The organism is Pelagibius sp. Alg239-R121 (assembly GCF_947331435.1).
Classification (GTDB): domain Bacteria; phylum Pseudomonadota; class Alphaproteobacteria; order Kiloniellales; family Kiloniellaceae; genus Denitrobaculum.
On the sequence record NZ_CAMZOF010000001.1, the window covers coordinates 314985 to 327416 of the forward strand.

A 12432-nucleotide genomic window follows, 5' to 3' on the forward strand; every position below is an offset into this window, starting at 1 on the left:
GAGCAATGAACCAAAGCGGCAAAACGCAGATGCCTCCACAAGGGCGATGAGCGTGGCCGGCCCAAAGGTTCTCAACATTCCCGCGGGCGTTGCCTTTGCCGACGCGTTGGCTGAAGGCGTTATCCAGAGGTGGGGGCATGATCCCCTCACTCTTGCCAAGATCAGAATCCTGCTGCCCAACCGGCGCGCCTGCCGGGTTTTGCAGGATGCCTTTCTACGAGTCTCGGATGCACGGGCACTGCTGTTGCCGCGCCTGCTGCCGCTCGGCGATCTGGATGCCGACGAATTGGAGCTGACCAGCAGCGAAGTGGTGTCTGAGGCGGCGGCGGAAACCGAAATCCCGCCGGCGATCCCGCCACTGCGAAGGCAGTTGCTGCTGGCACGCCTGATCATGAAGTGGGGCGAAGTCAATGCCAAAGATGACGGCGTCGATGCTCCAAGCGAGGATCAGGCGGTACGTTTGGCGGCAGAGCTCGCCAGTCTGCTGGATCAAGTCGAAACAGAAGGCCTGGATCTTCGGGACTTGAAGAACCTCGTGCCGCAGGAATATGCCAGTCACTGGCAGATCACCCTCGACTTCCTCGAAATCCTCTCAGTGCAATGGCCCGCCATCCAGGCTGAATCCGATTGTGTTGGTATTGCCGAACGCCGAAGGCTTCTCCTGGAAGCGCAAGCGGCTGCCTGGCGGGATAAACCCCCGAACGATCCGATCATTGTTGCAGGTTCCACAGGCTCGATCCCTGCCACGGCCCAACTGATTAAAGTCGTCTCGACACTGCCTCAGGGACATGTCGTTTTACCGGGTGTGGATCTGCTGGCCTCTGATGCCATCTGGCAGGCGATCGGCGAAGACCCGAGCCATCCACAATATGGCTTGCATCGCCTGCTTGAGGGACTGGGGGCCGAGCGCAGCGATATCGCTCTCTGGAGCAGTGATCTTGAAGATCCGGACGCCCAGCGACGCGCCAGCCTTCTCTCCACGGCATTGCTGCCTGCCGCCGCCACGCCGGAATGGCTGAATGTCATCGAAGAAATGCAGCCGGACGACATGCGTGCTGCATTGGAGCCTCTACAGCGGATCGATTGCCCTGGTGCGTCGGAAGAGGCTCTAGTCATCGCCCTTTTGATGCGTGAAGTCCTGGAGGAGGATGGTCGGCGTGCGGCCTTGGTGACTCCCGACCGGTCCTTGGCCAGACGGGTGGCAACTGAGCTTGGCCGCTGGGGTCTCGCCGTCGATGATTCCGCAGGTGAGCCGCTCGCGAGCTCATTACCGGGCAGTTTCCTTCGTTTGACTGCGGAGATGATCTCCGGCGAACTGGAACCTCTCGCTGCTCTGGCTGCCTTGAAGCATCCGCTGGCTTCCGGTGGGCGACCTCGGCCTGAGTATTTGGTCTTACTGCATCAGATCGAAAAAGAGGTGTGGCGCGGCGTCCGTCCGGCGCCTGGATTTCAGGGATTGATGGACAGCCTCAGTGAGGAAAGCGCTAATCCGACCACAGGTGAGGTTAGGGCCGAGTGCAGCAGCTTCGTCGCCTGGCTCAGCGAGGCCGCCCGGGAATTTGAACAAAGCCTGCAGACATCCGAAAGCAACTTCGAAAGCGTTATCGACAGCCACATCGCGTTCATGGAAGCCTTGGCCGCAAGCGATACAGAAAGCGGTGCAGACAGGATCTGGCAGGGAGAAGCCGGAACTCTGCTGGCCAACTTCGTCGATGAGTTGCGGGACGCCGCCGGTAGTCTGCCCCTGGTATCGCGTTGGCGTTACTCTGCCCTGCTCAGCAGCCTGCTGGAAGGCCGGGTGGTACGGCAGGCTTTCAGCAGTCACCCAAGGCTGACGATACTCGGACCTCTCGAAGCCCGCCTGCTGCACCCGGACGTGATGATACTCGGCGGATTGAACGAGGGAACCTGGCCGATAGAGGTCGATTCGGGCCCTTGGTTAAGCCGGCCCATGCGTGCAGACTTCGATCTTCCGTCGCCGGAGCGCCGGATCGGGCTATCCGCGCACGACTTCGCGCAAGCCGCGTCGGCACCAAGGGTCTACATCACGCGCGCGACACGGGTCGATGGAACACCGACCGTGCCGTCGCGCTGGCTGTTGCGCCTGGACGCGTTGCTTCAGGGGTTAGGCATTTCCGATGCGCTGATGAGTGAAGCACCGGACTGGTTGGCCTGGGCGCAACTGCTGGATCAACCCGGCCGTTCCCTGCGTGGCAAACCACCGGCGCCACAACCACCTGTGGCGGCACGCCCGCGCCGTCTTTCGGTCACCCGCGTCGAGACTTGGCGCCGCGACCCCTACGCACTCTATGCCCGGGAAATCCTGAAGTTGCGGCCGCTCGATCCGATCGATGCCGATCCCGGCGGGGCAGAAAAAGGCACCTTGATCCATGAGATTCTGGAAATCTTCCTTGGGGAATATCCAGATGCGTTACCGGCGGATCCCGAAGCGAAGCTGCTGGAGATCGGCGCAGAAGTTTTCGAACGCGCCGCGGTACGGCCTGGCCTGCGCGCATTTTGGTGGCCCCGCTTCGTGCGGATCGCCGAGTGGTTTGCAGTGGCCGAACAGACGTGGCGCGAAGAGACTCGGGGATCCCATGCCGAGCAAACTGGCAAACTGGTTTTCAACGCCCCGGGTGGGCTCTTTGAATTGACGGCCAAAGCCGACCGGATCGACGAGTTGCGCGACGGCAGCTTTGCCATTCTGGATTATAAGACCGGTCGGATCCCAACCGATCCAGAAGTCGAAATGGGGTACGCGCCACAGCTACCCCTCGAAGCCGCCATGTTCAATGCAGGCGCCTTTGGGGATTTGCGCGGGAGCGTTTCGCGCCTTGGTTACTGGCGCTTGACTGGTGGAGCGACAGCCGGAGAAAACAAACCTCTTAAACAATCGGCGACAAGCTTGGCCGATGCCGCACTTGCTGGTCTGGAAACGCTCGTTTCCCGCTTTGACTCTCCGGAAACGCCCTATCCTGCGCAACCGCGGCATGACCGGCGGCTGCGGTTCAACGATTACGCGCATCTCGCGCGCATAAAGGAATGGTCTGCCGGCGAAGGAGGGGCAGAATCATGACCTCTCCGAACAGCGCAGGCACCTCGGCCGAGGAGATCACTGAACGAAGCAACGCCATCAAGCAGGGTGCTTCGGTTGCCCAGCGCCGGGCAGCCTCGCCGGAGTCTTCCGTCTGGGTCGCGGCTTCGGCGGGTACCGGCAAAACCAAGGTCTTAACCGATCGGGTTCTGAGCTTGCTGTTAGAGGGCACAGCCCCACCTCGCATCCTTTGCCTGACCTTTACCAAAGCGGCCGCCGCAGAGATGTCGAACCGTTTGGCTCAAAGACTTGCGCGCTGGGCAACATTGGGCGAACAAGCGTTGGTGGGCGAGCTTCAATCGCTGACCGGACTCGCCCCCGATGGTGCGCTGATCGAGACCGCACGGCAGCTCTTTGCGCGGGTGCTTGACGCACCGGGCGGGATGAAAATCCTGACCATCCATTCCTTTTGTCAGTCGTTGCTGGGACGCTTCCCGCTCGAAGCCGGCGTCGCGCCGCATTTTCAGGTGCTCGACGACCGTTCGGCAGAAGAACTGCTACTCCAGGCGCGCGAGGGCATTCTCTCACGTGCGGGCAGGGCCCCTGACAGTCCGCTTGGCCTCGCGTTGACAGAGATCGCGACGCACGCGCAAGAGCAGAGTTTCAGTGATCTGATCGCGGAACTCATCATGGCACGCGGCCGGCTCACCCAGGCCTTACAAAGGCATGGCGGATTGGAAGGGTTGATTGCCGCCATCTTTGCCTGCCTCGGTGTGGAGCAGCATGAAACGGTCGAAGATCTGCTCGAACGCGCCCTTGAGGATGTTGCGCTGGATTTGATCGGGCTCCGCCTCGCCTGTGACGCCTTCTCCGCCGGATCGAAAACTGATGTGGTCAAGGGCGAAGTGCTGGCAAGGTGGCTAGCCGGCAATCTCGAAGACAGGATCGCCGGTTTTAACGACTATGCGTCCATATTTACCACCAAGAAGCGGGAGGTGGCGAAACGGCTGCTCACCAAAGCAGCAGCCGCTGCCGTCCCCAGCGCCTTACCGGTGCTGGAAGTCGAGGCACAACGAATTCTGAACGTTCAGAAACGTCTCGATGCGCTCGCCGTCGCTAAAAAATCGGTCGCGCTGCTCCGGCTGGGCGCCGAAATGCTCGGGCGCTATGCAGACTTGAAATCGAACCGGGCGCTACTCGATTACGACGATCTGATTTTCCGCACTCGGGAGCTGCTGCAGCGTCCCGATGTGGCGCCCTGGGTGCTCTTCAAACTCGACGGTGGACTGGACCATATCCTCGTGGATGAGGCGCAAGATACAAACCCGGATCAGTGGGCAGTCGTGCGCCACCTCGCCGATGAATTCTTCTCGGGCGAGAGCGCCCGCGAAGACCGCCGAACGCTGTTCGTCGTAGGTGACGCCAAGCAATCAATCTACAGTTTTCAGCGGGCGGACCCTGCGGTCTTTGAAGCGATGCGCGCATACTTTGCCGAACGCGTTCACCAGGCAGGTCAATCCTGGGATGAGGTTGGTCTCGGTGTTTCCTTTCGGTCCACCTCGGCCGTGCTCAGCTCGGTCGATGAGGTCTTTGCGCAACCCGAAGCCTTCGACGGTGTGCGCTTCGGCGAAGAATTGATCGAGCATCTGCCCGCACGCCTCGGCCAGGGCGGAATCGTCGAGGTCTGGCCACCCGTCGATCCGCAGGAGGAAGACGCGCCGGAGCCCTGGGAATTGCCGGTCGCCGGGCAAAGAATCGATTCCCCGCGCAGCCGGCTGGCACGGCTGATCGCAAACAAGATCCATTACTGGACCCAGTCGGATGCGGGTGCCAATGATCCCGAAGCCTGGCTCGCCTCGAAAAACCGGAGAATGGACCCTGGCGATCTGCTGGTTCTGGTAAGGCGCCGGAATGACTTTGTCGAAGAACTCGTGCGTGAGCTCAAAACCCTTCAGGTTCCAGTTGCCGGTGTCGACCGGATGGTCCTGACGAACCAACTCGCTGTCATGGATTTGATCGCACTCGGCCGTGTTCTGCTGTTACCCGAAGACAGCCTGACGCTTGCCACCGTACTCAAAGGTCCGTTGATCGCGTTGGAGGAAGATCAGCTTTTCGATCTGGCACACGGCCGTTCCGGGTCGCTCTGGATGGAATTGTGTCGATACGCTCAAGAACATCCGGCATTCCAAGCAGCCTACACCATGATTGCAGCGCTTTTGGAGCGTGCCGAGGTCGTTCGTCCATTCGAACTTTTTGCCGAGGTCCTGGGTCCCCGTGGCGGCCGCCAGGCTCTGGTTGCCCGCCTCGGCCCCGATGCCAACGATCCTATCGATGAATTTCTAAACCTTGCGCTCAGCTACGAACGCGAACAGACGCCGACTCTGGAAGGTTTCCTGCATTGGCTGGAACGCGGCGAGCAGGAAATCAAACGCGATATGGAACATGGCGGTGGCGCGGTTCGGGTCATGACCGTTCATGGCTCGAAAGGCCTTCAGGCGCCGGTAGTCTTTCTGCCTGACACCCTGCAGGGGCCGTTGCCGCATCGCGGCCTGATCTGGCTGAAATCCGATGGCGATTTGCCGATCTGGTCGCTTGGGCAGGATTTTGCCGGCCTCGCCGAATCAACCGCCCGGCGCGCAATCTCACAGGCGAGCACCCGGGAATACAAACGACTGCTCTACGTGGCCATGACCCGGGCGGAAGACCGCCTCCTGCTCTGTGGTTGGAATGACAAGAGACGAACACCCCCCGACGACTGCTGGTACAACCTCGTTCAGTCCGGAATCGCGCCTTTAGCGGACGAAATTGAGTACGATTTTTCGACCAGCATCGCCGACGGCTGGTCCGGCACGGGTTGGCGGCTGGAATGGCCACAGATTGCCGATTCAGAAGCAGCCGGCAGCTTTCCAGAGGCTCAGCGCGGCACGGCACGGCTTCCAGCCTGGGCAGGCGCAAAACCACCGGCCGAACCTTCACCGCCCCGTCCATTGGCTCCGTCTCGCCCGTCAGGTCCAGAGCCTGCCGTCCGCTCGCCGCTGGGCGGCGATCGAGGGCAAAGATTCCGCCGTGGTCGTTTAATTCACCGATTGCTCCAGACCCTGCCTGAATTGGCGTTCGAGCGCCGCGAAGAGGCTGGCAGGCGGTTTTTGGCACGCCCTCTCCACGACCTGACAGAGGCGCAACAGATCGAAATCCTGGACGAAACCCTTGCCGTTATTGAAGATTCTCGGTTCGGCGCACTTTTCGGTCCAGGCAGTCAGGCAGAGGTACCGGTTGTCGGCGTTGTTCCACAAAGACGGGATTCGAGCTTATTTCGAGGCGCGGAAGTGATTTCAGGGCAAGTGGACAGATTATTGGTTACCGATAACAAGGTCTGGATCATCGACTACAAGACCAATCGCCCTGCACCTCTCGATCCCGAGGCGGTTCCCGCTATCTATTTGAAGCAAATGGCGTCTTACCGAAGTGTGCTGCGGCAGATCTATCCTGACAAGCAGATTGAGACCCTGCTGCTATGGACGGACGGCCCGCGTTTGATGCATCTCAGCGATGCTCTGATCGCGGATCACGCACCTTGACGGCGCGCCCCCGGGCTCCCTACATTCGTATCATGAAAGTGCGGTAGGCCCTTTGGTCTACGGTCGACAACAGGTCATAGAGGTTATGATGAATACCAGTCCCGTCAGCGATTCTTCCTTTGAACTCGACGTTATCAAGGCGGATGGGCCCGTTCTGGTAGATTTCTGGGCCGAATGGTGCGGCCCTTGCAAAATGATCGCGCCGGCACTCGAAGAAATCGCTCAGGAGATGGGCGGACGGCTCACCGTCGCGAAGATGAACATCGACGACAATCCGATGACCCCCCAGAAGTACGGCGTGCGTGGCATTCCAACGCTGATGCTGTTCAAAGATGGGCAGGTTTCTGCAACCAAAATCGGTATGGTCGCGAAGAATCAGCTTATTGAGTGGGTTGAAGAGGTCATCTGACCCACCCTCCAGCGGTCCCTAAGCGGAAAAACACCTTCGTTGCTTTCAACGGAGGTGTTTTTTTGTTGGCTTGGAGTCCAGTGGCTGTTCGTTTTTCACTGAACTCGCGGAAACGTAAATCGCACTCGAAAGCAGACCCCCGCCGGCTGGAATCGCTTAAGATGGTCTACTGACCGGGTTAATCTGCTCCAGGTAGAGTCGCCTGATGACAATTAGGATGTCACGCATTTTCCGACAAGATGTGGCCGGCGAGGTACAGTGAACCGCACACGAGAATGCGGCCACCCGGAAAGCGCTCTCTGATATCGACGATTGCGGCCTCGACAGAGTCGCTGGCAGTTGCCGCAAATCCCTGAGCAACCGCATGGGCTTTCGCATCCCCCGCACTGAGTGATGCTGTCGCGTCGGGTATAGCAACCGCATGGAGGCTCGACGCCCTTTCGGCGATTGGCCGCACAAAGTCCTCGGCGACCTTGGTATTGAGCATCCCATAGATCAGATGCACCGGCCGGTCGTCCCAGTCTGCGAGAACATCCGCAAGCGCTTCGCCGGCTGCGGCATTGTGTCCGCCGTCGATCCAGAGCTCCCAGCGGCGCTCTGACGAAGCTTGACCCGCTGACTCCATACCGAGCAGGTTCAAAAGCGGCCCCTTCGTCAAGCGTTGCAAACGCGCTGGCCAAACCGCTGAGGCGATGCCCTCGGCGACTTTCGGCCGGAAGCTATCAAGCTGCTCGGCACAGGCAGCGGCAAGACCGGCATTTACGATCTGATGCGCACCCCGTAAGGCCGGTTTGGGATAGTGCTGAGAACCATTGCGGCCACTGAAGAGAAAACCGTCATCGACGGCCTGAACATCCCAATCAATGCCGCCGCGATAGAGTGGTGCATCGAGCTCAGCGGCGCGGGCTTCAAATACGGCCATCACCGCGGGATCCTGAGGTGCTATCACACAAGGAACACCAGCCTTCAAAATACCGGCTTTCTCCACTGCGATCACTTCCTGTTCACTGCCCAGGAACTGCACATGATCAATCGAAATCGGCGTGATGGCAGTCAGCAGAGGCTGTTCCAACACATTGGTGGCATCAAGCCGCCCGCCCAACCCGGTTTCAAGCAATAGAACGTCCGCCGGCATCCGTGCGAAGGCCAGAAACGCCGCAACCGTCGTGATCTCGAAATAGGTAATGGATTCGCCCAGATTCGCGGTCTCGCATTCTTCGAGCAGTTCGACGAGGGTATCCTCGCCGATCAGGGTGCCGGCAAGCTCAATCCGCTCGTGAAAGCGAACCAGATGCGGCGATGTATAAGCATGAACGCGATTTAAGCCCGACGCCGGGTCGCCGCCCAATGCCAGCATGGCACGCAGATAGGCGATCAAGGAGCCTTTACCATTCGTCCCCGCGACGTGGATCGCCGGCGGTAACTGCCGCTCTGGATGATCCAGACGCTCCAACAAGGTCTCGACCCGTCCAAGGGAGAGGTCGATGATCTTTGGATGAAGACGGGTAAGACGCTCTAGGACTGCGTCACTCCGTCTTGCCATCTTCCGGTTCTCCCTTGCCGTTTTCGGCGGTCTCCTGGGATGTCTCCGCCTCGACCTCAGCCTCGGCTTCAACCTCTACGGCAATATCCTCGGTCCCCGGTAGAGGAACGATCTCAGCGGAAGGCGACTTCACACTGAGCAGGTTCAGAACACGCCCAAGCGTCACTTTCAGTTCCTGCCGCGGTACCACCATGTCAACCATGCCGTGATCGAGCAGATATTCGGAACGCTGGAAACCTTCCGGCAGTGTCTCGCGAATAGTCTCTTCAATCACCCGCTTGCCGGCAAAACCAATTGTCGCACCGGGCTCGGCAATTGCGATATCGCCCAGCATGGCAAATGACGCTGAAACGCCTCCGGTCGTGGGATCGCTGAGCAGCACGATGTAGGGAAGCCCTGCTTCCTTGACCAGATCAACCGCGATCACCGAGCGCGGCATCTGCATCAAAGACAGGATGCCTTCCTGCATACGTGCGCCGCCGGATGCAGGTACCACAATCAAGGCAGCATCCTGCAGGACCGCCAGACGCGCGGCTGCCAGAAGACCTTCGCCGACCGCCATGCCCATGGAGCCGCCCATGAAACTGAAATTGAAGGCTGCCAGGACAACCGAGGAACCGCCAATCTCGCCGTGAGCGACAACAATGGCCTCCTTATCCTCGTTCTTCGCCTGGGCTTCCTTCAGCCGATCGGTGTAGCGTTTTCGGTCGCGGAATTTCAGCGGATCCGCAAGCGTTTCAGGCAGCTCGATGACCTTGAACTCGCCATCGTCGAAGAGCCACTCAAGGCGCTGTCTGGCACTGATGCGCAGGTGATGATTGCAGTGCGGGCAGACCCGCAGGTTGGCATCCAGCTCGCGATGGAAAACCATCTGCTCGCAGCTCGGACACTTTTCCCAGAGATTGTCGGGAACGTCAGGTTTGTTGACCAGCGCCCGGATCTTAGGGCGGACGAAGTTGGCAATCCAGTTCATAGCGTTTCGTTCTCTGTGCGCGAATGGCCCTGATTAGTCTATTTCATCCGGTCTGGCGAACGAATTCGACCAAAAATCCAATAGGTTTGGGCGCGGCTAATGCGGTTCGACGAACTATCCCTGCCGCGCCGAGCGAACTCCGGCGGCAAGAGAGGCAACATATCCAACGACACCTTCAACTAAATTGGGACCGGCAATCCCGTCGGGGGAGAGTCCAGCCTTGACCCGCTCGACAATCGCAGTTCCAACAACGGCGGCGTCCGCCACCGCGGCAACTTCGGCAGCCTGCTCCGGCGTGCGGATGCCGAAACCGACGGCAACCGGCATATCAGTGTGCTTCTTCAAACGAGTAACCGCAGCACGAACGGCATCGCCCGACGCCGCCTTGGTGCCGGTGATTCCCATGATCGAAACGTAGTAGATAAATCCGCTGGTGTTCGTCAGAACCTTGGGCAGGCGGGCATCGTCGGTCGTCGGCGTGGCGAGGCGAACAAAATGCAATCCGGCGGCATTGGCAGGTTCGCAAAGCTCGTCGTCTTCTTCCGGCGGCAGATCGACAATGATCAGGCCGTCCACCCCAGCCGCAAGCGCATCCTTGATAAAGACGTCGACGCCATAGGAATAGATGGGGTTGTAGTAGCCCATCAGCACGATCGGTGTCGTGTCGTCCGCTGCCCGGAAATCGCTGACCATTTGCAGCGTCTTGCGCAGCGTCATACCGGCATCCAGGGCCCGCAATCCCGCAGCCTGGATCGAGGGACCATCGGCCATGGGATCCGAGAAAGGCATGCCCAGTTCTATCACGTCTGCACCCGCGTCCGGCAAGCGCTTGAGGATTTCAAACGCCGTGTCGTAATCCGGGTCACCAGCAGTCGTGAAGGTCACCAAGCCGCCTCGACCTTCGGATTTCAGCGCCGCAAAACGGCGTTCCAAACGACTCTCGCTCATATCGTTACTCCGAGAGCTTCGGCAACGGTAAAGACATCTTTATCACCACGCCCGCACATATTCATGACCAACAGATGGTCACGCGGCAAGTCGGGTGCGACCTTGCGCACGTGAGCGAGCGCATGGGACGGCTCAAGTGCAGGGAGAATGCCTTCAAGGCGGCAACAAAGCTGGAAGCACTCCAAGGCTTCTGTGTCAGTCGCCGAGACATATTGCACGCGTCCGATGTCATTGAGCCAGGAATGCTCGGGGCCGATCCCCGGGTAATCCAGACCGGCAGAGATCGAATGCGCATCTTTGATCTGCCCGTCATCAGTCTGCAGCAGGTAAGTCCGGTTACCATGCAGGACACCCGGTCGGCCACCGGTCAAAGAGGCCGCATGCTCACCGCTTGGAATCCCGTGTCCCGCCGCCTCAACACCGGTGATCTGAACATCGGTATCGTTCAGGAAAGGATGGAACAGGCCCAGCGCGTTCGAACCACCGCCAATACAGGCAACAAGGCTGTCGGGCAGTCGGCCTTCGGCCTCCATCATCTGCTCGCGCACTTCACGGCCGATAACCGACTGGAAGTCACGCACCATGGCCGGATAGGGATGTGGGCCTGCGGCGGTGCCGATGATGTAAAAGGTCGATTCCACGTTGGCGACCCAGTCGCGCAGAGCGTCGTTCATGGCGTCCTTGAGGGTGCCGGTGCCGCTGGTCACGGGCACGACTTCTGCCCCCAACAGCTTCATCCGAAAGACATTCGGCGCCTGGCGGGCGATATCGGTTGCACCCATGTAGACAACACAGGGCAGATCGAACAGCGCACAGACGGTTGCCGTCGCCACACCATGCTGGCCGGCACCGGTCTCGGCGATGATCCGGGTTTTACCCATGCGCTTGGCCAGCAGAATCTGACCCATACAGTTGTTGATTTTGTGGGAGCCGGTGTGATTCAGCTCATCGCGCTTGAAGTAAACCTTGGCGCCGCCGAATTCCTTGGTCAGGCGCTCCGCAAAATACAGCGGGCTGGGTCGGCCGGTGTAGTGCTTGGCATAATAGTCGATGTCGGCCTGATAACTCGGATCGCTCTTAGCGGCGTTATACGCCTCTTCGACCTCAAGGATCAGCGGCATGAGCGTCTCGGCGACGAAGCGGCCGCCGAAATCACCAAAATGGCCGCGCTCGTCGGGCCCGGTTGTATAGGAATTGGGCGTTGTCATTCTGTTACTTAAGCCTCAGTAGGGGACGGCGGACTTTGCCGCAAAATCGCCGCTATCGCAAGACGCGCTAAATTACCTTGGCTGCGGCGATAAAGGCGCGGATCTTATCCGGGTTCTTGATACCTGGACGGTCCTCGACCCCCGAAGATACATCCAAGGCCGATGCACCTGACAGATCGACAGCGCGCGCCAGATTATCAGCCGTCAGCCCTCCGGCCAGCATCCAGGGCTTCGGCCAGGCCTTGCCCTTCAGATAGGTCCAGTCGAAGGATACGGCATTGCCGCCGGGCAGCGGATTTTCCAGGTCGGCGGGCGGAGCTGCATCGAACAGAATGCGATCGGAGACTTCGAGGAAATTCTCTACCCGGCTAACGTCATCGGGGCCACGGATCTTGATGACCTTCATGACCGGAACACCGAAGCGCGATTTAATCGCTGCAACCCGCTCGACAGACTCACTTCCGTGTAATTGGAGCAGATCCAGCGGGGCAGCCTTTAATACCTCTTCTATCAGAGCATCAACGGCGTCGACAAACAGACCGACCTTAGTCGCCCGATCACCAACCGGCGCCAGCAGTTCGCCCGCCCGTGACGGCGTGACCGCGCGTGGACTGGGCGGGAAAAACACTGTCCCGACATAATCAACCCCCGCCTCGATCGCAGCTGTCATGGTTTCGGGCGTCGAAAGACCACAGATTTTAACTTCTATGCACATTGGGCAGTTTTAGTGAGTTGAAAC

General features: G+C 59.6%; 8 protein-coding genes. 3 read left to right on the forward strand and 5 right to left on the reverse strand.

The window, feature by feature from the left end; translation table 11 throughout:
• The first annotated feature begins 46 nt into the window (after nucleotides 1-46).
• The 3 genes from addB to trxA all read left to right on the forward strand — a co-directional run bounded on the left by addB (nucleotide 47) and on the right by trxA (nucleotide 7021).
• Nucleotides 47-3076: a double-strand break repair protein AddB gene (gene addB / locus QMZ18_RS01375; protein WP_322097112.1), complete on the forward strand. Its 3030-nt coding sequence runs from the start codon at nucleotides 47-49 to the stop codon at nucleotides 3074-3076.
• Entirely contained in the window at nucleotides 3073-6612 is a 3540-nt protein-coding gene (gene addA, locus QMZ18_RS01380; protein WP_282604435.1) for a double-strand break repair helicase AddA, read from the forward strand. The genes addB and addA overlap by 4 nt, the downstream gene beginning before the upstream one ends.
• 88 nt (nucleotides 6613-6700) lie before the next feature.
• On the forward strand, nucleotides 6701-7021 hold the full coding sequence (gene trxA / locus QMZ18_RS01385) for a thioredoxin TrxA (RefSeq protein ID WP_322097113.1): 321 nt from the start codon (nucleotides 6701-6703) through the stop codon (nucleotides 7019-7021).
• A gap of 220 nt (nucleotides 7022-7241) precedes the next feature.
• Here the strand turns inward: trxA and QMZ18_RS01390 are convergent, their stop codons facing one another.
• From QMZ18_RS01390 to QMZ18_RS01410, 5 genes are all read right to left on the reverse strand, one after another.
• Nucleotides 7242-8564, reverse strand: coding sequence for a folylpolyglutamate synthase/dihydrofolate synthase family protein (locus QMZ18_RS01390; RefSeq protein ID WP_282604437.1), 1323 nt, complete (start codon nucleotides 8562-8564; stop codon nucleotides 7242-7244).
• Complete coding sequence (accD, locus tag QMZ18_RS01395) at nucleotides 8548-9537, reverse strand: acetyl-CoA carboxylase, carboxyltransferase subunit beta (protein WP_282604438.1); 990 nt, start codon at nucleotides 9535-9537, stop codon at nucleotides 8548-8550. Before accD ends, QMZ18_RS01390 begins: the two co-directional genes overlap by 17 nt.
• Before the next feature lie 114 nt (nucleotides 9538-9651).
• Complete coding sequence (trpA, locus tag QMZ18_RS01400) at nucleotides 9652-10485, reverse strand: tryptophan synthase subunit alpha (protein WP_282604439.1); 834 nt, start codon at nucleotides 10483-10485, stop codon at nucleotides 9652-9654.
• Nucleotides 10482-11693, reverse strand: a complete 1212-nt coding sequence (trpB, locus tag QMZ18_RS01405) for a tryptophan synthase subunit beta (protein ID WP_282604440.1) — start codon at nucleotides 11691-11693, stop codon at nucleotides 10482-10484. The genes trpA and trpB overlap by 4 nt, the downstream gene beginning before the upstream one ends.
• A 67-nt stretch (nucleotides 11694-11760) precedes the next feature.
• Nucleotides 11761-12408, reverse strand: a complete 648-nt coding sequence (locus QMZ18_RS01410) for a phosphoribosylanthranilate isomerase (RefSeq protein WP_282604441.1) — start codon at nucleotides 12406-12408, stop codon at nucleotides 11761-11763.
• Nucleotides 12409-12432: the final 24 nt, after the last annotated feature.